Annotated in this window: 14 protein-coding genes; 8 read left to right on the top strand and 6 right to left on the bottom strand. The window is 73.0% G+C overall.

From position 1 onward, the window contains the following. Positions 1–21: 21 nt before the first annotated feature. A complete protein-coding gene (gene mfd, locus AB0C84_RS39350) occupies positions 22–3,600 on the bottom strand; it encodes a transcription-repair coupling factor (RefSeq protein ID WP_361076238.1) in 3,579 nt (1,192 codons plus the stop codon). A gap of 248 nt (positions 3,601–3,848) precedes the next feature. On the opposite strand from mfd, the gene AB0C84_RS39345 reads away from it, so the two are divergent. The 5 genes from AB0C84_RS39345 to AB0C84_RS39325 all read left to right on the top strand — a co-directional run bounded on the left by AB0C84_RS39345 (position 3,849) and on the right by AB0C84_RS39325 (position 9,549). Further along, the gene (locus tag AB0C84_RS39345) at positions 3,849–4,739 is read left to right on the top strand and encodes a class I SAM-dependent methyltransferase (RefSeq protein ID WP_312879201.1); all 891 of its coding nucleotides are present in this window, start codon (positions 3,849–3,851) and stop codon (positions 4,737–4,739) included. Positions 4,740–4,869: 130 nt separating this feature from the next. Then, a complete protein-coding gene (cysC, locus tag AB0C84_RS39340; protein ID WP_258941101.1) occupies positions 4,870–6,339 on the top strand; it encodes an adenylyl-sulfate kinase in 1,470 nt (489 codons plus the stop codon). Between the two features lie 103 nt (positions 6,340–6,442). Then, complete coding sequence (locus tag AB0C84_RS39335; protein WP_361076233.1) at positions 6,443–7,411, top strand: sulfite exporter TauE/SafE family protein; 969 nt, start codon at positions 6,443–6,445, stop codon at positions 7,409–7,411. Between the two features lie 186 nt (positions 7,412–7,597). After that, a complete protein-coding gene (gene pssD, locus AB0C84_RS39330) occupies positions 7,598–8,062 on the top strand; it encodes a PssD/Cps14F family polysaccharide biosynthesis glycosyltransferase (RefSeq protein WP_258941099.1) in 465 nt (154 codons plus the stop codon). Next, complete coding sequence (locus AB0C84_RS39325) at positions 8,059–9,549, top strand: glycosyltransferase (protein WP_361076230.1); 1,491 nt, start codon at positions 8,059–8,061, stop codon at positions 9,547–9,549. The genes pssD and AB0C84_RS39325 overlap by 4 nt, the downstream gene beginning before the upstream one ends. A 51-nt stretch (positions 9,550–9,600) precedes the next feature. Here AB0C84_RS39325 and AB0C84_RS39320 read toward each other — a convergent pair whose 3' ends face one another. Continuing rightward, a complete protein-coding gene (locus tag AB0C84_RS39320) occupies positions 9,601–10,140 on the bottom strand; it encodes a hypothetical protein (protein WP_258941097.1) in 540 nt (179 codons plus the stop codon). Between the two features lie 231 nt (positions 10,141–10,371). Between AB0C84_RS39320 and AB0C84_RS39315 the strand changes: the two genes are divergently transcribed. Next, entirely contained in the window at positions 10,372–11,631 is a 1,260-nt protein-coding gene (locus tag AB0C84_RS39315; RefSeq protein WP_361076227.1) for a hypothetical protein, read from the top strand. Between the two features lie 285 nt (positions 11,632–11,916). Here the strand turns inward: AB0C84_RS39315 and AB0C84_RS39310 are convergent, their stop codons facing one another. The 4 genes from AB0C84_RS39310 to AB0C84_RS39295 form a co-directional block, all read right to left on the bottom strand. Then, entirely contained in the window at positions 11,917–14,247 is a 2,331-nt protein-coding gene (locus tag AB0C84_RS39310; RefSeq protein ID WP_361076224.1) for a fibrinogen-like YCDxxxxGGGW domain-containing protein, read from the bottom strand. Between the two features lie 285 nt (positions 14,248–14,532). Beyond that, a complete protein-coding gene (locus tag AB0C84_RS39305) occupies positions 14,533–15,432 on the bottom strand; it encodes a sulfotransferase domain-containing protein (protein ID WP_258941094.1) in 900 nt (299 codons plus the stop codon). Then, positions 15,429–17,042 carry an oligosaccharide flippase family protein gene (locus AB0C84_RS39300; RefSeq protein WP_361076221.1) on the bottom strand — a complete coding sequence of 538 codons (1,614 nt, stop codon included), beginning with the start codon at positions 17,040–17,042 and terminating at the stop codon, positions 15,429–15,431. The genes AB0C84_RS39305 and AB0C84_RS39300 overlap by 4 nt, the downstream gene beginning before the upstream one ends. Beyond that, on the bottom strand, positions 17,017–18,384 hold the full coding sequence (locus AB0C84_RS39295) for an O-antigen ligase family protein (protein WP_361076218.1): 1,368 nt from the start codon (positions 18,382–18,384) through the stop codon (positions 17,017–17,019). The genes AB0C84_RS39300 and AB0C84_RS39295 overlap by 26 nt, the downstream gene beginning before the upstream one ends. A gap of 171 nt (positions 18,385–18,555) precedes the next feature. Between AB0C84_RS39295 and AB0C84_RS39290 the strand changes: the two genes are divergently transcribed. Both AB0C84_RS39290 and AB0C84_RS39285 read left to right on the top strand, forming a co-directional pair. Next, a complete protein-coding gene (locus AB0C84_RS39290) occupies positions 18,556–19,653 on the top strand; it encodes a hypothetical protein (protein WP_361076215.1) in 1,098 nt (365 codons plus the stop codon). A gap of 207 nt (positions 19,654–19,860) precedes the next feature. After that, positions 19,861–21,732: a Wzz/FepE/Etk N-terminal domain-containing protein gene (locus tag AB0C84_RS39285; protein WP_361076212.1), complete on the top strand. Its 1,872-nt coding sequence runs from the start codon at positions 19,861–19,863 to the stop codon at positions 21,730–21,732. Positions 21,733–21,895 lie beyond the last annotated feature (163 nt).

Genomic DNA, 21,895 nt, shown 5'->3' with positions numbered 1-21,895 from the left:
CTAGATCGGGGCGGCGCCAGCCTAGCGCCGCGCCGGGGACTCCAGGAACAGCGCGTCCACCAGGTCGGTCGCCCACTTCAGCAGCTCCTGGTCGCGCAGCGGGCGGCCGCCGAGCTGCGCGGTCTTCGGCGCGGGCACGAGCAGCGTGTCGGTCGCCGGCTTCAGGATGCTCTTCGGGTACAGCCGCTGCAGCCTGACCTGCCTGGAGTCGGGCAGGTGCACGGGCGTGAACTTGACGAAGGTGCCCTGGAGGGTGACGTCGCTCAGCCCCGCCCTGCGGGCCCTGGCCCGGAACCGGGCGACCTCCAGCAGGTTCAGCACCGGGACGGGCAGCGGGCCGAACCGGTCCTTCAGCTCCTCGTGCACGGCGCCGATCTCGTCCTCGGAGGTGATCGCGGCGATCCGCCGGTAGGCGTCCAGGCGGAGCCGCTCGCCCGGCACGTACTCGTGCGGCAGGTGCGCGTCGACGGGCAGCTCGACCTTGGTCTCGACGGCCTCGGGCTCGCCGCCGCCCTCCTTCAGCTCCCGCACCGCCTCGCCGACCATCCGGACGTACAGGTCGAACCCGACGCCCGCGACGTGCCCGGACTGCTCGGCGCCGAGGATGTTGCCCGCGCCGCGGATCTCCAGGTCCTTCATCGCGACGTACATGCCGGCGCCGACCTCGGTGTGCTGCGCCAGCGTCGCGAGCCGCTCGTGCGCGGTCTCGGTGAGCGGCTGCTCCGGCTGGTAGAGGAAGTAGGAGTAGGCCCGCTCCCGGCCGCGCCCGACGCGCCCGCGCAGCTGGTGCAGCTGCGACAGCCCGTACATGTCGGCGCGGTCGACGATGAGGGTGTTGGCGTTCGGCACGTCCAGCCCGGACTCCACGATCGTGGTCGCGACCAGGACGTCGTAGTTCTTCTCCCAGAAGTCGACCATGACCTTCTCGAGCTCGTGCTCGTTCATCTGGCCGTGCGCGACCGCGATCCGCGCCTCCGGGACGAGCCGCGCCAGGTTCGCCGCCACCTTGTTGATGGAGCGGACCCGGTTGTGCACGAAGAACACCTGGCCCTCGCGCAGCAGCTCGCGCCGGATCGCCGCGGCGATCTGCTTCTCCTCGTACGGGCCGACGAACGTCAGGACGGGGTGGCGCTCCTCCGGCGGGGTGAGGATCGTCGACATCTCCCGGATGCCGGTGAGGCCCATCTCCAGCGTCCGAGGGATCGGCGTCGCCGACATGGCGAGGACGTCCACCTGCGTCCGCAGCCGCTTCAGCTCCTCCTTGTGCTCGACGCCGAACCGCTGCTCCTCGTCGATGACCACCAGGCCGAGGTTCTTGAACCGGGTCTGCGACGACAGGATCCGGTGGGTGCCGACCACGACGTCCACCGAGCCCTCCGACAGCCCGCTCAGCGTCTCCCCGATCTCCTTGTCGGACTGGAACCGGCTGATCGGCTTCACCACGACGGGGAACGCCGCGAACCGCTCGGCGAACGTCGACAGGTGCTGCTGCACCAGCAGCGTCGTCGGCACGAGCACCGCGACCTGCCGCCCGTCCTGGACGGCCTTGAACGCCGCCCGCACGGCGATCTCGGTCTTGCCGTAGCCGACGTCGCCGCAGATCAGCCGGTCCATCGGGACGGGCCGCTCCATGTCGCCCTTCACCTCGTCGATGGCGGCGAGCTGGTCGGGCGTCTCGTTGTAGGGGAAGGCGTCCTCCAGCTCCCGCTGCCACGGGGTGTCGGGCGCGAACCCGTGGCCGGGGCTCGCCATCCGCGCCGAGTAGAGCCGGATCAGCTCCCCGGCGATCTGCTTGACCGCCTTGCGGGCGCGGGACTTGGCCTTCTGCCAGTCGGCGCCGCCGAGCCGGTGCAGGCTGGGCGCCTCGCCGCCGACGTAGCGGGTGAGCTCCTCCAGCTGGTCGGTCGGGACGAACAGCCGGTCGCTCTTGGCGTACTCCAGGATCAGGTACTCGCGGGTGGCGCCCTGCACCGTCCGGCTGACCATCTCCACGTAGCGCCCGACGCCGTGCTGCTCGTGCACGACGTAGTCGCCCGTCCTGAGCTGGAGCGGGTCGATGCCGCCGCGGCGCCGCGACGGCATGCGCCGCGCGTCGCGCGTGGACGACTTCTGCCCCGACAGGTCGGTCTCGGTCAGCACCGCGAGCTTGACCGACTCCCAGGTGAACCCGTTGTCGAGCAGCCCGGTCGTGACCGTGACCACCGACGGCTCGGGCTCGGCGGCCAGGTCGGCGAGCCGCGCGCCGACGCCCTCCTCCCGGGCGAGCTGGACGAGGCGCTCGGCGGGCCCGTGCCCGGCGGTGACCAGCACGACGCGCCAGCCGCCGTCCGTCCAGCCCTTGAGGTCGCCGACGACGCGGGAGGTGTCGCCGCGGTACGCCTCCGCCGGCTGCACCCCGAGGCTCAGCGCCTCCGCGCCGCCGTCCGGGGCTCCGCCGTCCGGAGGGCCGTCGGCCGCGCCCGCCGCCGCCAGCGGGCTCAGCGCCGTCACGCTCCACCGCGGCAGCCCCAGTTCCGTGCTGTGCTCGCGGACCTCCTCCAGCGAGCGGAACGCCGCGGCGCCGAGGTCGATGGGCGCCTCTCCCCCGGCGGCGGCGTTGACCCAGCTCGCCTCCAGGAACTCCTGGCTCGTGCGGACCAGCTCGACCGACCGGGTGCGGATCCGCTCCGGCTCGCAGACCAGCAGCGCCGATCCGTCCGGCAGCAGGTCGGTCAGCAGCTCCATGCTCTCGGCGAGGACGGGCGAGAACGCCTCCATGCCCTCGACGGTGTCGCCGTCGGCGATCCGGCCGAGGATCTCCTCCAGCGCGGGGTGCTCCCGCGCGAGCATCTCGGCGCGCTCGCGCACCTTCTCCGTCAGCGGCAGCTCGCGGCACGGCGGCGCCCACAGCCCGCCCTGCGCGACCTCCAGGGAGCGCTGGTCGGCGGCCTTGAAGTAGCGGATCTCCTCGACGGTGTCGCCCCAGAACTCCACCCGGAGCGGGTGCTCCTCGGTGGGCGGGAACACGTCGAGGATCCCGCCGCGCACCGCGATCTCGCCGCGCTTCTCCACCAGGTCGACGCGGTGGTACCCGGCCTCCACCAGGCGCCGGACGGCGTCGTCCATGTCGGCGTCCTCGCCGGAGGCCAGCCGCACCGGCTCCAGGTCGGCGAGCCCGGACACGATCGGCTGGAGCACCGCGCGGACCGGCGTCACCACGACGTCCAGCGCGCCGCCCTTCGCCGAGCCGTCCCCGCCGGGCGGGCCGCCCGCACCCGGGTGGACGAGACGGCGCAGCACCGCCAGCCGCTGCCCGACCGTGTCCGAGCGCGGCGACAGCTTCTCGTGGGGCAGCGTCTCCCACGCCGGGAAGTGCGCGACGCGCCCGGGGTCGAGCAGGCTCGACAGGGCGGCGGTCAGGTCCTCGGCCTCGCGGCCGGTGGCGGTCACCGCGAGCACGACGCCCGCGCCGTCCTCGCCCAGCCGGCGACTCAGCGCGGCGGCCAGGATCGGCCACAGCGCGGCGGGCGCGACGATCTCCCGGTCCGTGCGCGGCCGCGCGAGCGCGTTCCGCAGACCGGGGTCGGTGCACGCAAGGTCAACAAGTCCAGAAAGCGTCATTCGCGATATCCGCCCGCATGATCGCCCCGAGGCAGGGCAGCCCGAAAAGCCGGAATCCTTCCGGACCCCGGTACCGCGTACCAGCGTACGCGGCCCGGGCGGCGCTCGGTCAGGCGCCGCCGAAGGCGCCCGTCCACCGGGGCGCGGCTCGCCGTCCGTGCCCTGACCGGCACGGACGGCGACACGGCCGGCGCCAAGAAAAGGCAAATAGCGGACGGAGCGCAGCCAAGCGATTACGCTGCGAGATTGTGACCGATCTGCGTACGTCGCCGGTCAACGGCGGCGATCTCTTCTCAGAACGCGCCCGCCAGTACGCCCTAGAGAAGCCCCTGCAGCGGATCCACGTCCTCGAAGCGGGCTGCGGCTGGGGAACGGGCCTCGACCTCGGCGACCGCGACCGCGACGTCACGGGGGTCGACCTGGAGTCCCCGGAGCTGCGCGCCTACACCTGCGAGCGGCCCGACCTCGACGCCTGGCACCTCGGCGACCTGCGCACCGTCCCGCTGCCGCCGCGCGCCTTCGACATCGTCCACGCCTCGTACCTGATCGAGCGCGTCCCGCACGCCGAACTGGTGCTCGACCGGTTCGTCGCCGCGCTGAAACCCGGCGGGCTGCTACTGGTGCACCTGCGCGACCGCGACACCGCGTTCGGGTTCCTGGACCGCACGCTCCCCGGCTGGCTGCGCGCGTCCGGCCGGCGCCGCCTCCGCCCGGGGCGCGCCCCGGCCGCCGACCGCCCGCGGCGCGCCCGCGGCGCCCACGCCCGCGTCCCGCACCCGGCGGGCGAGGGCGGGGCTGCCGGTATCGCGCCCCTGGGCACCGGGCAGGCCCCGGCGGGCGAGGCCCCGCCCGCCGCGCCCCGGCCGGTGCCGGTCGTCCGGACGAGCCCGCCCCCGGCGATCTACGACCGGGTCGCGTCCCGGTCGGGCCTGCGCTGGTACTGCGTCATGCGCGGGCTGGTCGTCGCCGAGGAGTACACCTCGCGGCAGGCGCTGGAAGCCCTCGGGGCCGGAACCGGCCTCGCCGACCTGCTCTGCCGGCTGGTGTCGGCGGTCACCCGGGGGCGCCTCACCGCGGACCACAGCGAGGTCACCTTCGTCATCCGCAAGCCCGAGAACCGCTTCGCGCGGGTCATCTGAACGGGGGCGGCGGGCCGTCCGCGCGGGGGCGGACGTGCGCGCGGCCAGGCCGGGGCAGTATTTTTCCTGCGAAAACCCTGCTCGCCACGGACGAGCCCGGCCGTCTCGCCGGGCGGGATCGGAGATCGCGGTGACCGCCGAAGCCGGCCTTCCCGACACGCTGCGCGACCTGCCCGCCTGGACCCCGGACCCGGTCGAGCTCGCCGACCTCGAACTCGTCCTCGCGGGGGTGTACCGCCCGCTGACGGGCTTCCTCGGCTCGTTCGACACCGCCATGGTGATCGCCGGAGGGCGGCTCGCGGACGGCACCCCATGGCCGGTCCCGGTCACGCTCTCGGTCCCCAAGGAGCTGACCGGCCACGAGCGGATCGTCCTGCAGGACCCCGAGGGCGTGCCGCTCGCGGTGCTGCGGGTCGGCGAGGCGTGGCAGGACCCGACGACCCAGGGGTGGCGGCTCGCCGGGCCGCTGGAGGCCCTCCGCGCCCCCGCGCACGGACCGTTCCACCGCCTGCGCCGCCGCCCGGACGAGCTCGACGCGTTCGAGGGCGCCGTGCTCGCGGTGGCCACCCGCGAGCCCCTGCACCGCAAGCAGCTCGGCCAGCTCCGCCAGGTCGCCGAGCGGCTCGCCGCGAAGGTCCTCGTCCTGCCGCTGCTGGGCGGCGAGCACGACGAGTCCCTCGTCCGGGCGCTGCTCGGCGTCCGCAAGGAGCTGCCGGACGGCGCCCAGATCATCCCCGTACCCCTGCCGGCGCGCGGCGACCAGGAGCGCGACGTCCTGCTCCGCGCGCACGTCGCCGCCGCCTACGGGGCCACCCACCTGCTCGCCGAGCGGGAGATGGCCGGCACCGCCGTCCCGCTCGTCGTCCCGGAGCCGTGGGCCTACGACGCCGACGTGGAGGTCTGGCGGCCCGTCGCGCGCATCGAGCCCGACCACGTCCAGGCGGAGCTGACCCCCGAGCGGCTGAACGAGCTGCTGGACGCGGGCGAGCCCGTCCCCGACTGGTTCACCCCGCCCGCCGTCGCCGCCGAGCTGGCGCTGGCGCGCCCCCCGAAGCGCTCGCGCGGCATCACGGTGTTCTTCACCGGCCTGTCCGGCTCCGGGAAGTCCACCGTCGCGCGCGGCCTGGCCGACGCGCTGGTGGAGCGCGGCGGCCGGACGGTCACGCTGCTGGACGGCGACGTCGTCCGGCGGATGCTGTCGGCGGGCCTGACGTTCTCCCGCGCCGACCGCGACCTCAACATCCGCCGCATCGGCTTCGTCGCCGCCGAGATCACCCGGCACGGCGGCACCGCGATCTGCGCGCCGATCGCCCCCTACGCGGCCACCCGCGCCGAGGTGCGGCGGATGGTGTCCGCCGTGGGCGACTTCATCCTCGTGCACGTGGCGACGCCGCTGGAGGAGTGCGAGCGGCGCGACCGCAAGGGCCTGTACGCCAAGGCGCGCGCCGGGCAGATCCCCGAGTTCACCGGCATCTCCGACCCCTACGAGGAGCCGGACGACGCCGACCTGACCCTCGACACCGCGCGGCTGTCACCGGACGAGGCGGTCGCCCAGGTCCTCGACCTGCTGGTCGGCGGCGGCTGGGTGCGGGCGGAGTAGCCTCCCCCGCCCCATTCGCCCCTCCCTACCCGGTATTTCCTGATCCGGAGGGCATCACCTATCGTGTTAACCATAATTCCTACATGACAGGTAGGTCATGCCGATGGACTTCGATTGGACGATGGCGCTCGGCTCGTTCCTCGTCGCCATCATCGTGGGGCTGACCGGGATGGGCGGCGGCGCCCTGATGACGCCGATGCTCGTGACCTTCTTCGGAGTGAGCCCGCTCGCCGCCGTGTCCAGCGACCTGGTCGCCGCCGCCGTGATGAAACCGGTGGGCAGCGCCGTCCACTACCGGCAGGGCACGATCAACATGCGGCTGGTGGGATGGCTGTGCGCCGGCTCGGTGCCCGCCGCGTTCTCCGGCGTCCTGCTGGCCCGCGCGCTCGGCCACGGCCACTCCGTCGAGAACGTCATCGGCAAGGCGATGGGCGCCGCCCTGATGATCGCGGCCGTGGGCCTGGTGCTGCGCGGCTACCTCGCCCGCCGGGGACGCGGCGGACCCGCCGCGGACGGCGACCGCTCCCCCGAGATCACGGTCCGGCCCGTCCCGACCGTGCTGATCGGCGTCGTCGGCGGCCTCGTCGTCGGCATCACCTCGGTCGGCTCCGGCTCCCTCATCATCGTCGCGCTGCTCGCCCTCTACCCGGCGCTCAAGGCCAACCAGCTCGTCGGCACCGACCTGCTCCAGGCCGTCCCGCTGGTCTTCGCGGCCGCCATCGGCCACCTGCTGTTCGGCGACTTCCGCATGGAGGTCACCGCCGCGCTGCTCGCCGGGTCCGTCCCCGGCGTCTACCTCGGCTCCAAGATCTCCTCCCGGGCCCCGAGCGCCCTGATCCGGCGGGTGCTGGCCCTCGTGCTGGTCGCCTCCTCGCTGAAGATGTTCGGCCTCGCGCCCGCCCCGCTCGCCTGGATCATGGTCGTCCTCACCGCCGCCACGGTCGCCGCCTGGCTCGTCCTTCGCCAACGGACCGCGCCGCGCCGGGATACGCTGCCCTCTCCGGTCGTTTCCCCCGGCGTCGCCGGTGCCTCAGGAGAGCAGAGCGAACGTGGACCCACGATGGCCGCATGACACCGTCGGCGTCCTCGGCGTGCGGCCCGCCCGCGCCGGCGCTCCGCACGGCTCTTTGAAGCGCACCGCGACGGACTGAACGACCGGGCACCGCCCGTCCCCCTCCCGGCTCCGCCCCGCCCCGGCGGCGCCGGCCCCGGGCGACCGCCCCGCGCGCAGTTCCGCTCGCACCTTCGAAGGAGTCCAGTGCCCCCAACCGGAAAACACGTCCTGCTGATCGGGTCGGCGGGCGGCCATCTGACCCAGCTCCTCGCGCTCGAACCCTGGTGGCGGTCGCACGAGCGCTCCTGGGTGACGTTCGAGTCGCGCCACGCGGAGTCCCTGCTGACCGGTGAGCAGGTGTCGTGGGCGCACCAGCCCACCACCCGCAACATCCCGAACCTGCTCCGCAACACCCGGCTCGCCTGGCGGCTGCTGCGGCGGACACGGCCCGACGTCGTCGTCTCCACGGGCGCGGGCGTCGCGTTGCCCTTCTTCGTCCTCGCCAAGCTGATGCGGATCCCGGCCGTCTACATCGAGGTGTACGACCGCATCGACTCGCCTACGCTGACCGGACGGCTCTGCCGTCCGTTCGCGTCGCTGTTCCTGGTCCAGTGGGAGGAGCAGCGCCGCTTCTACTCGAACTCCGTCGTTGTGGGGAACCTGCTGTGAGCGACCTTCCGCTGGTGCTCGTGACCGTCGGCACCGACTACCACCGCTTCGACCGGCTGATCGAATGGGTGGACCGCTGGTACGCCGAGACGGGACGGGGCCGCGTCCGCTGCGTCGTCCAGCACGGCGCCTCCCGCGCCCCCGAGCACGCCGAGCCGCGCGACTTCCTCGACCACGTCGAGCTGCTGGAACTGATGGAACGGGCGGCCGCCGTGGTGACCCACGCGGGCGCCTCGACGATCGGCGAGGCGCGCCGCCTCGGCCGGTTGCCGGTCATCGTGCCGCGCGACCCGGCCTTCGACGAGATCGTCGACGGCCACCAGATCGACTTCCTGCGGCGGATCGAGGAGAAGGGCCTCGTCGCCTCCTGCGCGGACGAGAAGGACCTGCGCGCGCGGCTCGACCGGCTGCTCGACGAGCCTGACGCCTTCCGCCTCGCGGAGGGAGACTCGGGGACGGCGCAGGCCGCCGCGGTCCGGCGGACCGGTTCGCTGATCGACACGCTCATGACCGTGCGCGGCGGGACGTCCGCGCTCCCGGCGCAGGCTCCGGCCCCCGCGGCCGGGGAGCCGGAGGAGTACCCGAGCGTCACCGTCGTCATCGCCACCCGCAACCGCCCCGAGCTGCTGCGCGTCGCGCTCGAATCGATCCTCGCCCAGGACTACCCGGGCGATGTCGACTGCCTCGTCGTCCACGACCAGAGCGAACCCGACGACACCGTCGCCGTCGACAAGCCCGGCCGCCGGGTCTCGGTCATGGTCAACACCCGGTCGCAGGGCCTCGCCGGGGCCCGCAACTCCGGCATCCTCGCCGCCGGCGGCGACCTCGTCGCGTTCTGCGACGACGACGACCGGTGGCTGCCCGGCAAGCTGAACGCGCAGGTCGCGGCCCTGCGGACGGCGCCTGACGCCGGCCTCGCCTGCTGCGGCATCCGCGTCCTGTACGACGACACGAAGGTCGACCGGGCCCTCGACCGCCGCGAAGTCACCTTCACCGACCTGCTGTACTCCCGCCTCACCGAGTTGCACCCCTCGACGTTCCTGCTCCGCAGGAACGCGCTGGTCGATCGGATCGGCCTGGTGAGCGAGGAGGTGCCGGGGAGCCACGGCGAGGACTACGAGTTCCTGCTGCGCGCCGCCCGCGACCACGCGATCGTCAACGTGCCCGAGGTGCACGTCGAGGTCCTGTGGCACAAGCAGTCCTACTTCGCGCAGCGCTGGCGCGTCATCGCCGACGCCCTGGCGTGGCTGCTGGAGCGGTTCCCCGAGTTCCGCCTGGCACCGGCCGGTTACGGCCGCATCGCGGGGCAGGTCGCGTTCGCGGAGGCCGCGTCGGGACGCCGCCGGTCGGCGCTGCGGTGGGCCCGCCGCACCGTCCGGGCGAACTGGCGGGAGCCGCGCGCCTACCTGACCGTCGCCGTGGCCTGCCATCTGATCAAGGCCGACCGGATCGTCCGGTTCCTGCACCGCCGGGGGCGCGGCATCTGACGCCGCCGGGGCCCGGCCATCACCGGCCGGGCCCCCGGGCCGTGCGTTGCCTCAGCTGGGCAGCAGGGAGGCGTTCACGAGCGCGCCGCCCTTCGCGCAGTCGATCGACCGCAGCGTCACGTCGCCCTTGACGTGCGGCCGGCAGGTCCAGCCGGCCGAGGTGAGCGGCTTGCCGTCGTAGCCGTAACCGCGGACCTCGACCTCGGCGATGTAGCCGAAGTAGGTGGTGAAGACGGTGCGCACCTGCGAGCAGGACGCCTTGCCGCGCATGACCTTCAGGCCGTACTGCGCCGCCTGGTTGTTCTGGGCGGTGCCGCACACGGCCCCGGAGCCCCCCACCTTGGGCGGGTAGAGGTAGGGACGCGTCTGCGAGACCGGAGTCGGTTTCGCCGGCGGCTTGGCGCCGCCCTTCGACTTGTCGCTCTCGCCCCCGGCCGGCTGGTCGGAGGCGCCCGCGGAAGCGGGGGCGCTCGGGTCGCTGGGCTCGGGTCCGGCGGACTTGCCGTCGCCCCCGCCGCCGCACGCGGACGCGGCGGGCAGCAGAACGGCCGTCACAAGGCAGGCCGCCATGGTGCGCCGTGGAAACAGCATCTGGGAATCCCCCACTTCTCACGATCAGCTGACCCGGTAGAAGCGGTACCAGGGGTCAAGGAACCCTATGCCATCCGGCTCGGGCCCTTGGCCACTTCCCGGCATCTCGGTCGGGGCGGCCACATCCGGCAACGGCGCCGTGACCGCGCTTCGCGGGCGAGCGGCGGATGCCGCCACCGGCGGGCCGGTAGACTCGCGCGGAACCCCCGACCGGATCGCACAGGAGTCGTCGTGCCCACGTCCGAGCCACTGCGCGAGCTCATCGTCCGGCTGTGGGGCGAGTCCGGCCCGGACGCGCCGGTCCTGGCGACCCTCGGCGACCTTCCCGCCGGCTACCGCCCCATGGAGAGCTACGCGGTCGTACCGAGCCCCGCCAACGCGCGGTTCCTCGTTCCGATCGCCGGCCACGCCGCCGCGGCGGCCACCCTGACCTGCTACAACCGGCTGCGCTCCGGGCAGGTGCGGGCGACCCGGCGGGTGCTCGGCGCCGCGTTCCGCACGGGTCTCGCCCAGCGCCTGCTGCGGCACCGGCTGACCGTCGGCCTGCGCTCGGACATCCCCGCCGGACAGGCCGCCGACCACCTGCTCGGCGAGCACCTGCGCCGGGTGCTGGACGTCCCGCGGATCGTCTTCGGGCTGGGCGTGCGCCCCCTCGACCCCAACGGCAAGCCGACCCTCCAGGTCTTCTCGGGCGACGGCGCGCCCCTCGGCTACGCGAAGATCGGCTGGAGTCCCGCCACCAAGGAGATGGCCGCGACCGAGGCGGCGGCCGTGGAGGCCGTCGGGGCCGCGCTGGCCGCGTCCGGTCCCGGGACGGGCGGGCCGCGCCCGCACGTCCCCGCGCTCCTGCACCACGGCCCGTGGCGCGACCTGCTCATCACGGTGACGGCGCCGCTGCCGGCCCGCGTGAGCGGCCACGCCGACCCCGACAGCCCGCCCGAGCCAGGGTTCACCCTCGCCGTCGCCGACAGCGCGTCCTCGGGCTGGGAGAGCCTCACCGACACGGCGTTCTGGCGGCGGCTGCGCGACGGCGTCGCCGCCATGGGCGACGAGCCCCGCCTCGCCGAGGCCATGAGCGCCGTCATGGACGGTCTCGCCGACCGGCACGGGGAGTCGAAGCTGCGCATCGGCCGCTGGCACGGCGACTGGGTCCCGTGGAACGTCGGCCACCACGCCGGCGACCTGCACGTGTGGGACTGGGAGCACAGCGCCACGGGCGCACCGGTCGGCCTCGACCTCCTGCACTGGCGCTTCCAGGTCGCCCTCGTGCTGCGCGGCGCCCCGCTGGACGCGGCCGTCGCCGCCGTCGAGAGCGCCGCCCGGGACGAGCTGGAGGCGTTCGGCGTGGCGGCGGAGGCCCGCGAGCTGATGGCGCGCCTCTACCTGCTGGAGATGTTCACGCGCACGCACCGGCTCAAGCTCGGCGGCGGAGGCTGGAACCCCGCCCTGTTCCCCGCGATGCTCGACGTCCTCGCGCGCTGGCGACCCTAGGCGTGTTGATTCAGTCCCGGCCCACTTCGCTCGCCTGGCGGCTCGCTACGTGACCGGCCCTGGGCGAACGCGGCATCGCTTCGCGATCTGCCCGGCTCCGCTCGCCTCCGGCCTCGCTCCACCGGGCAGGTCACGCATTCGCGCGCGTGGCCGGGCACTTCGAGACAGGCCCTAGCACCCTCTGCCCCGCCTGGGCCCGCCCCCTTCGGACAGCAACCCGGAAACGGAGCGGGCCCGGGCTCGGCTTGCGCCGAACCCGGGCCCGATCACGGTCCGGTCTGCCGGTCAGGGTGACGCGACCGCCGTCGAAGCGGAGCGGTTGCCCCCCGCGTCGATGGCCCGCACCCAGTAGTTGCCACCGGGCTCGGTGACGTCGAGGTGCCAGCTCGCCGTGACGCCGATGACCCGGTCGTCACGGATGACCTCGTACTTGACGCCCTCGTTCTCCGCGGGCGCCTTCCACGAGACCTTCACCCCGCCGCCGTCGGACGCCACCTTGAGGTCCGTCGGTTTCGCGGGCGGTGTCGCGTCCTGCTGGCACACGCGCGTGAATCCGCCGGCCCATTGATAGCCGGTGCTCAGCCAGGATCCGCGGTTGATGTCGCCGCCGATCCACATGCAGCCCTGAGCGTCCTTGGTCATCTCCCACGGCCCGTTGCCGGCGCGGGTGGCGATGCTCGGCAGGAAGTCCGACACCGGCTCGGCGGTCTTGCCGTCGAACGCGCCGACCGCGTTGATGGACTGGATCTGCGACCAGGTGGTCGGCGTCGGCCAAGCGTCGCCGTCGTGGTAGAGGAAGTTGTAGCAGTGGCAGCTCGCGTAGACGATGCCGTTGATCTCCACCGCGGCCTGGAAGTCGCCTCCGGTCTTGGCGATGACGGTGTGGAGCCGCTCGAACTTGCTCTTGGTGTAGGCGCTGAAGACGTGCTCGGAGCCGCCCACCCAGACCTTGTCGCCGAACTCGCGGATGATCTGCTGGTACTGCTTGTCGACCGTCGGCGTGCTCGGGTGCCAGTTCTGGTCGTCCAGCCCGGCGACCTGGACCGCCGGAGCGGCCGTGCCGATCACCGCGATCTTCCGCGCGGGCTTGGAGTTCACGCTGGTGAAGTAGCCCGAGTAGTAGACCCGGTCACCGGTGGAGTTCGCGTCCAGCTCCATCACCGAGCCGTTGAAGGCCGGCTTCCACGTCCCGTCGGGCTTGCCGTCGGAGACGCGGACGCGCGCCGCGCGTCCCACGGAGATCGGAGAGCCGATCGGGTTGCCGCCCGCGATCCGGGTGAAGTTGCCGCCCACGTACAGCCAGTCGCCCTGCAGGTCCAGCGCGCGGGCCATGGCGGCGCCGCCCGTGGAGTTGGTGACGTTGGCCTGCCAGCCGGCGGCGTTCTTGCCCGTCGCGAGGTCGAGCGCCACGAGGCCGGTGGTGTTGGCCGCGTCGTTGGCCTTGGTGAACTCACCGGCGACGATCAGCTTGCCCCCGGCGACCTGCAGGTCCCAGACGCCGCCGTTCAGCTTCGGCCGGAACGAGGACTTCCACTCGCCCGTCGCGGTGTCGAAGGCGGCCAGGTACGACTGCTCGACCTTCTCACCGGAGGCGGGCGACGCGCCCTTCTGGACGTACTTGAACTCACCGCCGACGTACATGGTGTTGCCGGACACGGCCATGCCCTGCACCTCGAGGTGCGCCTCGCCGGTCCCGCCGCTCACGACACCCGTGACGCCCCAGGCGCCGCCGGAGGTCTTGTTGCTCATCAGCGGCTTCTCGCTGGCGGACGGCGTGCCCGAGTCGGGGACGGCCGGGTACTGCAGGTCGGTCAGCTTCGGCCGGATCCACACCTGGGCGAACGGGATGGTGTTGCCGCCCGAGACGCCGGACCGCCACAGGTAGCTGGTCGGGCTGTTGTCGCCGGCCGTGACGTACGACCGGTAGGAGAAGCCCCGCTGCCAGCTGTTCTGCTTGGTCTCGAAGGTGTAGAACCCGTGGGTCGGCCTGAGCAGGCTGTCCTTGGTGACCTGCCTGGTGTTGCCCCCGCTGTAGTCGGTGCCGTCGAAGGAGACGGACGACAGCGGGTGCGACGGGTCGGCGTCGAACGTCCAGGACCACGGCGCGGCCTTCTGGAACTTCCACAGCATGTTCTGCCACTTGGTGCCGCCGGCGTCGGTCGCGCGCCGGATCCGCACCCCGTCGGGCAGGTCGTCGACCGTGTGGCCGTTCAGCAGCCCGTCGATGGTCTTCGCGGGCAGGGTGGCGGGGGTGAACGCGGCCGTGCCGGTCGGGCTGTTGCGCACCGACGCGGCGCCGTTCTGGCCGGGGAAGGCGAAGTTCCAGCCCTGCCGGCCGCGGCCGACGAGCACCCAGCCGCCGCCGTCGGTGGTCATGTCGCAGTAGAACTGGTCGGGCGCGATGAGCTTCGGCGTCTGCAGCCAGTAGATCCCGTCAGTGCTGGAGGGGAACTGCTGCTTGATGGCCCAGCAGGAGGCCGCGGCCTTGGCGGAGGTCTTGCCGTCCCGCTGCACGGCCGCCGCGCTGAGCGACGCCGACCGGTTCTCGCCGCCCTGCGCGGACACGGTCGCGACGACCGTGCCGGTCACCAGCGCCGCGGTGGCCGCTATGGTCACGGCGCTCCTGCGGTACCGGACACCGCGCAGGAAACGCAATCGATCTGGCATGTACTTCCCCCGGGGGATTCGACGGAGGGGATGGCGCTGAGCAGGTGTTTCCACTGCCGCTCCGGGCGCCACGCATGAGAATGACGCAACGTTAGTGCAGGTGGAGACTACCGGTCAACGAAATCCAGAATCCTGGAATAGGAATGTGAACAAGGTCCTAGCGCGTTCCACAAGGCGGGGAAAATTCCGCGCCACAACCGTAAACCACGCCGCCGGTTCGAGCGTCGCGCCCGCTCAGCTCGGCCAGCCGAAATCGACGCCCAGCCACTCGAACAGCTCTCGATTGTGCGGCCGGTAGAACTCGGTCAGCTCCTCCCTGACCGCGGCGTCCATCGGCGGCGCGGGCAGGTGGTTGTGCCGCTCGGCGCTCCGCAGCCGGTGCGGGGGCAGCCCGAGGAAGCCGCAGGCGCGGTCGAGCGCGGCCTGCTCGTCGGCGTACATCTCCTCCGCGGACATGATCAGGAAGTTCTCGCGCGGGTAGTGCTCCTGCCACTGCTCCAGCTGCGGCCGGTAGACGCCGCGGTCGCGGTAGCTGTGGAAGTCGTGCGCCTCGCTGTAGTACAGCGGCTCGGCGCGCATCCGCTCGACCTCGCCGCGCAGCCGCTCGGGCTCGGCGGCGAGCGCCTCCGCGAACCCGAGGTCCTCCACGCCCTTGCCGACGGCCTCCCAGTAGTGGGAGTAGGCGCGCTTGACCGGATCGCGCAGCACGACGATGACCTTGAGGTCCGGCATCCGCTCGTGGATCCGCTCGGCGGCGAGCGGATAGTACATGTAGTAGGGGCACGCCTCGCCGGTCAGCGGGCGGCTGCCCGCCTTCTGTTCGAGCCGGTCGAGTTCGCCCTCGGTGGCGAAATGGGATCGGTACCAGACATCGCCCTTGGCATAGTTCACATAGAAGTACCAGGGGCTTTTCAGCCCGCGCGACGCCGGGAACATCGGCATGACCAGCGGATGCTGGATCAGGTAGTTCCACAGCGACGTCGTTCCGCCCCGTTTAGTGCCGATCACCATGAAGTCGGGAAGATGGCGTTGATCCGCCGTCCGCATGCCGTACGTCCGGGTGACGGAATTGGCCATGTCCTTGAAGGCCCGCGGCGAACGATCCTTCAGACCGGAAACCAGACCCCTGGTCATGCACTCTCCCCCTGTCGGGCGCCGCGGTTGCGGACCGCGCCGAGGAACTCGGCACCCCCCAGCGAGTGCCGCAGACGCCACAGCGTAGCCGCGTATCCGGCGCAGGCGACGACGGCGTAGAGGACGAAGACCGGCGCCGAGGTCCCGAGAACGGTCCGCAGGGCGACACCGGTCAGGCCGAACCACACCAGCGCCCACAGCCCGGTCACGGCGACGCGCCGCACGTCCAGCCGCAGCCCGAGCAGGTAGCGGACCTGCAGCGCGGCCGCGACCGTGTCGATCAGCATCGCCACCGCCCAGGCCGCCGCCGCTCCCGCGATGCCGAACGGCGGGACGAGCAGCAGGGTCAGCACGATGTTCACCGCCAGGGCGACCGACTTGTTGGCCAGGCTCCAGGAGCTCTTGCCCCCCATGAGCAGCACCGTCTGCACGTTGCCGGCGCCGAGTGCGAGCAGCATCGCGCCCGCGAGCACCGCCAGCGTGACGGCGCCGCCGGTGAACCCCTCGCCGAACAGCGCCAGCAGGAACGGGCCGAAACTGGCCAGCACCAGGTAGATCGGCCAGGACGCGAGGACGACCCACCGGGTGGCCAGCGAGTTCAGGTGCCCGGCCCGGTCGCGCTCGTCCCGCGCGAGCATCGCGGCGACCTGCGGCGCGATCGCGATGCGGGCGGCCTGGAGCACCAGCGTCCCGGTGCTGACGAACCGGTTGGCGGTGGCGTAGACGCCCGCCTCCTCGCTGGACACCAGCATCGCGACCAGCGGGACGTTGGCCCACACGAGGGCGATCTCGACCGCGGCGGCGACGCCGCGGGGACCGGAGAACGCCCAGAACTCCCGTCCCGTCGACCCGCGCCGCGTCCCGGCCTCGCCCGTCGCGGCCCCGGCCGTCGCGTCGCCCGGCCGGTGGCCGGCCTCGGCGCGGGGCACCATCCGCCACAGCACCAGGACGGCCGCGACGAACGACGCCGCGATCGGCGCCGTCCAGGCGACCATGACTCCGGCGGCCCCCAGGCCGAGCACGAACACCAGGCCGACCAGCAGCGGGCGGGCGCCGGGCAGAAGGACGTTGTTGATGAGCGAGTAGGCGGTGACGCTCCCGAGCCCGCGGGTGCCGCCGAGCGCCACCCGGGTCAGGGCCATGAGCCCGAGGAACGGCGCGGAGATCCGCAGCAGCGTCACGGCCGTCTCGGCGTCCGCCGGGTCGACGAAGCGGTCGGCGATCCAGGGGGCCGCCAGGTAGGCGCCCACCGAGCACAGCACGCCGACGACCACCACGGGCACGTGCGAGACGATCATGAGCCGGCGCAGCTCGTCCACCCGGCCGAGGGCGCGCAGCCGCGCGGTCGTCCGCACCAGCCCGGTGTCGGCGCCCAGCTCGGCGATCTCGGCGACGATCGTGAACAGCGCCACGACCACGAAGAACACGCCCGCCTCGGCGACGCCCAGCGTCCGGGCGACGACGACGGTGAGCAGGAACCCCGAGGCCGCCGCGATCACTGAGCTGACCAGGCCGATCGCCCCGCCGCGGGCGAACTCACGCAGGTCGCGGCCGTGCCGCCGCCCGCCCCCGCCGGTCCCCTGGTCAGCCTGCGGCAACGCCGCGGTCATCCGCGCCTCCCGCCTTTCCTTCGGCCGATCCGCGCAGGATCAGCGCACCCGCCACGAAGACCAGGATCAGTTCGGTCTGGTCGAGGCTGTAGTAGAAGAGCATGAACGATGCCATCACCACCACCGCGTGGAGCCACAGCAGGGAGTCGGGCGTGACCCTCCGGGTGCGCATCGAGAGCAGCCACAGCCAGCCGCAGAAGAACACCAGCCCCGGAAAGCCGTAGGAGAACATGAGGTGCCAGAACTCGCCCTGGGTCCCCACTGACACCACGTAGGTCTCGGACGGTCGCGGGGCGCCGTACCCGAGCACCGGCGAGTCGAGCGTCCGCACGAACGCCTCGCCGTAGAGGCCGAGGCGGTCGTTGGTGGTCGAGCTGTACTCCGTGCGGCTGTCGATCCCCGAGCCGACGCCGGACAGGAGCGCCGCGATGCCGCCGATCACCATGAGCGCGATGACCATCGCCGGCCACCGGGCGTGCCCGCGTCCGAGGTAGCGGAGCGCCGTGTAGAGGACGCCGACCACGATCGCCAGGAACATCCCGCGGTTCAGCGTCGCGAAGGCCGGGACGAGCGAGGCCGCCATCAGGCCGATGAGCGCCAGCCGCAGGAGGAACCGCGCCTGCGTCACGTACAGGATGACGAAGGGGAACAGCAGGGCGTAGTGCGCGCCCCAGGCGTTGGTGTACGGAAAGGGCGCGCGGGGCCGGTTGTAGGGCGCGGGCGCGCCCCAGGGCTGCTGGATCTCGGCGAACTGCGGGTGCACGAGGTCGTGGACGTACTCGTTGCCCCCGATGGCGCCGGGCAGGATCCGCTCGAACGGGGTGGTCAGCCCCGTCTTGGGCATCAGCACGCCGAGGAAGCCGCCGATCACCACCCACACCCAGAAGACGACCACCATCCCGAGCGCGCGGCGGATCGGCAGCCGCTTCACGGAGCAGTTGTAGGCGTAGACGAACACGACGGTCGCGGCCGCGTAGTTCATGAACGTGAAGATGAAGCCGACACCGCGCCCGAAGCTGTCGATCTGGGTTCCGGACGCGATCACCCAGACCAGGAAGAGCGCCCAGAGCCCGAACCGCCAGGGTGCGCGCGTCCCGCCGCGCAGCATCAGGTGCAGCGCCATCACCGACGCCGCGATCGGCGCCGCGAACGCACCGAGGCCGAGCAGCCACCAGACCGGGAAGCCGACGAACAGCAGGCTCAGCGGCCAGGCCGGCAGATCCTTGCGGCCCGACTCCTCGGGGGTCTCCTCGCGCGGCCCGGACCCGGCGAACCGCCGCCGCGAACCCGACCTGCCCGGCCGGGGCGGCGCGGCCGGGCGCCGCGGCGCGGTCGTGACCAAACTCGCCTCCCCTACCTTCCGGAACCCCGTCCGGTTGACCGGAGGTTGACCGGAGTCACCCGTTTCCGACCGGCAAGAGGATACGAACCTTACACTCGGAGGCCGAGCCTACGCCCCTGCGCCAGGGGATCGCGCCGGCTCGGGGCGGGCCGCGATCGGGGAGAGTGAGCAGTGGACGAGCGCTGGTATCAGAGGCGGTCGGTGCTGGGTGGAACGGCGTTCGCAGCGGCGGGCGTCACCGTGGGCGTCGCGGCGGAGACGCTGCTCGGCCCCGGGCCGACCCCCGCCGCCGCCGAGCAGACGGGGCCCTGGACGTACGTCCCGCCGGGCGGCTCCATCCAGAGGGCCATCGCCGGCGGCGCCACCGCCGTCATGCTGGGGCACGGCGAATACCCCCTGACCGAGCCGCTCGTCCCCACGCGGGGCTGCACGATCCGCGGCGCCGGGCAGCGGACCCGCCTGCGCGCGGCCCGGTCCATGGACGCGATGATCGCCATCGGGGACGGCCGGTCGGTCGACGGGGTCTCCATCTCCGACCTGGTGCTCGACTGCGCCGACCGGGCCGGGATCGGCATCGACCTCGACATCACCGGCACCAGCCGGTTCTACAAGGGCGAGCCCGACGCGGTGTGCCGCCTGGACAACCTCGCCGTCTACATGCCAGCGCTGGACGGCGTCGCCTACCGCGGCAGCGACACCCAGGCCTGCGTGACGAGCCGCGTCCGGGTCCGCCAGGCGGGCCGGTACGGGTTCCGCGTGGAGGCCCCCGACAGCTGGTGGATCGCCTGCGAGGCGACCACGCGGCGGCAGACCGGGTCGAGCGCCGGCTTCTACGTCGGCCCGCCCATCCCCGGCTCCGACGGGATCGGCGGCGCCAACAACTTCTTCCAGGCGTGCAAGGCCTGGTACTGCCGCGACTACGGCTGGCACGTCAAGGGCGAGCGCAACAAGTTCATCGGCTGCGAGTCCCAGGACACCCGCGCCCACGGCTGGTTCATCGAGGCCGACCGGAACGTCTTCACCGGCTGCGTGGCCGACACCTCGGGCTCCCGCGACCTCGGCGCGGGCGCGAACGAGGCCGACGGCTTCTTCGTCGGCCAAGGCGACCAGACGTCCCTGGTGGGATGCCAGGCGTTCGACCGCAAGCCCGGCGGGCAGGCCCCGCAGCAGCGCTACGGCTTCAACGTCCCGGCCGCCATGGCGGACCAGGGGCGGGTGGCGGGCCACACCGGATGGGACAACCTCACGGGCCTGCTCAACCGGCGCTGACCGCACCTGCCGGACGGCGCTGACCGCACCTGGCCAGGCCGCCGGACGGGCCCCGTGGCCGCCGCGCGCGGGACGTCGCCGTCACCCGCCGTTCAAGGGATCGCCATCAATGGGCCAAGGTATCTTGGACCGGACTCCGACGGGGAGTGAACCGCGCGCGGGGCGCGCACGGCGAGAATCGACGGCTGCGAGAGGAACACCCGGCTAATGGACTCCACGGCGAAGGCCGATTCCACGGAGCTGGCGGAATACGCGGCCATGCTCCGGCGGCGGTGGTGGGTGGTCGTCGCCGGAGCGATGCTCGGACTGGCGATCGCCGGCGCCGGCCTGGTGCTGCTGCCCAAGTCGTACGTGTCCACGGCCATCGTGCAGGTCACCGCCACCGATCCCGAGGTGCCCAAGAGCAACGGCGGCAAGAACGACTTCAGCCTGGAGACCGAGGCGCAGCGGCTGCGCTCCACCGAGGTGACGAGCCTCGTGCAGAAGCGGATCGGGGCGTCCGACTCGCCGCTGGCGCTCGGCCGCCGCGTGCAGGTCACCGTGCCGCCCAACTCCTCCGTCCTCGTCATCGAGTGGGCGGCGTCCAGCTCGGGGAAGGCGCGCGCCGGAGCGCAGGCGTTCGCCGAGGCCTACCTCCAGAACCGCAACCAGAAGGCGGTGCAGCGGCTGCAGAGCCAGGCCGCGGTCCTGGAGAGGCAGATCAACGACGTCCGCACCAAGCTCACGACCGCCGGGGCCACCCAGCGGCGCGTGCTGACCGCCCAGATCAACGCCTTCAGCAACAAGCTGACCGACCTGCAGGTGGCCGCCGCGAACGTGGACGGCGGCGAGATCATCACCAGCGCGTCGCCGCCCGCCGGGCCCTCCAGCCCCGACCCCGTCAAGTTCCTGCCGAGCGGCCTGGCCGGCGGGCTGCTGCTCGGCATCATCCTGGCGATCATGTACGACCGGTTCGACCGGCGCGTGCGGGTCGCCGGGGACGTCGAGCGCGTCCTGGACCTGCCCGTCCTGCTGTCCATCCCGCAGCGGCGCGGCAAGGAGGAGCTCGGCCTGCTGCCCGCGCGCAGCCGCAGCGGGCAGAACTTCCACGAGCTCGCGCACGAGCTGACCGCGACCCTCGGCCACGGCAACCACGTCATCCTCGTCACCGGCGCCGCGCCCGGCCCCGGCTCCAGCATCGTGTCGGTGAACCTCGCCGCCGCGCTCGCCCGCACCGGGTCCAACGTCCTCCTGGTGTGCGCCAACCTCCAGTCGCCGCTGGCGGCCGACCTGCTCGGGCTGCACCGCGGGGCCGGGCTGTCGGAGCTCCTGCTCGCCCGGGTCGAGCTGCGCGACGTGGTGCGCCGCAACCACGCGCTGCCGTCCCTGGCCACCATCACCCCCGGCGCCGACGTCGACCTCGCGGCCGAGATGCTGCAGCGCGAGCAGATGGCCCGCCTCATCGGCTCGCTGCGCGAGAAGGCCCGCTTCACGGTCGTCGAGGCCCCCTCGACCGAGCTCGGCGCCGACGCCCAGGCCCTCGCCGACCTGTCCGACGCCGCCCTCATCGTCGTGGAGACCCCGCGCACCAAGTACGCGCAGATCCGCGACGGCGTCCGCCGCATCCACCGGATGGGCGCGGCCGTGCTCGGCGCGGTCGTCCTGCCGAAGCAGGACGAGATCGCCGTGACGACGCCCGCGCCGTCGCTGCCCCGCGAGCCCCGCGACATGCCTCCGCGGCGGCGGGACGGCTCGGCGGGCTCGGGAGCCCAGCTGCCGGCCCCCATGCCGGCGCCGTCCGCGCCCAAGGAGCCGCGCCGCGCCGCGGCGCACGCCGCGCGGGAACCGGGCCCCCGGCGCGACCCGCTCACGGGCGAGGCCGACCAGCCCCGCCCCCGCAAGCACGCGCGGCCCGCCGCCCCGGACGCCGGCCCCCTCGACGACCAGGACAAGCCGAACGACAAGACCATCACGCTCAGCAAGGTGAACCTGGACGCGTTCGTGCCGCCCGACGACGCCGTCTCCCCCGCGGCCGACACCCTGACCGACAAGGCGGCGCAGAAGGTCAACCGCCCCCGGCCCCCCGAGGGCGGGGCGTAAGGGGAGCGCGACCGGTACCGCTCGGCCGGTTCCGGAAAGAACGGACCGTGCCGCCGCGGGGCCCGCGGGCCCCGCGGCGTCCGGTCAGCGCGCGCCGGTGATCATTCCGGCGGCGACGGTGTTGTTGGTGGCCTCGTCGATCAGGATGAAGCCGCCGGTGTGG

The organism is Actinomadura sp. NPDC048955 (assembly GCF_040649435.1).
GTDB classification, from domain to species: domain Bacteria; phylum Actinomycetota; class Actinomycetes; order Streptosporangiales; family Streptosporangiaceae; genus Spirillospora; species Spirillospora luteofluorescens.
Note: the sequence above shows the minus strand (reverse complement) of the source record. Positions and strands in the feature narration are given on the sequence as shown.

Bases quoted from the DNA above. Each gene is read 5' to 3' on its own strand.
- AB0C84_RS39335 (WP_361076233.1), top strand. From the start codon at position 6,443: ATGGACTTCGATTGGACGATGGCGCTCGGCTCGTTCCTCGTCGCCATC.
- AB0C84_RS39285 (WP_361076212.1), top strand. From the start codon at position 19,861: ATGGACTCCACGGCGAAGGCCGATTCCACGGAGCTGGCGGAATACGCG.
- AB0C84_RS39300 (WP_361076221.1), bottom strand. From the start codon at position 17,042: ATGACCGCGGCGTTGCCGCAGGCTGACCAGGGGACCGGCGGGGGCGGG.
- AB0C84_RS39305 (WP_258941094.1), bottom strand. From the start codon at position 15,432: ATGACCAGGGGTCTGGTTTCCGGTCTGAAGGATCGTTCGCCGCGGGCC.
- mfd (WP_361076238.1), bottom strand. From the start codon at position 3,600: ATGACGCTTTCTGGACTTGTTGACCTTGCGTGCACCGACCCCGGTCTG.
- AB0C84_RS39320 (WP_258941097.1), bottom strand. From the start codon at position 10,140: ATGCTGTTTCCACGGCGCACCATGGCGGCCTGCCTTGTGACGGCCGTT.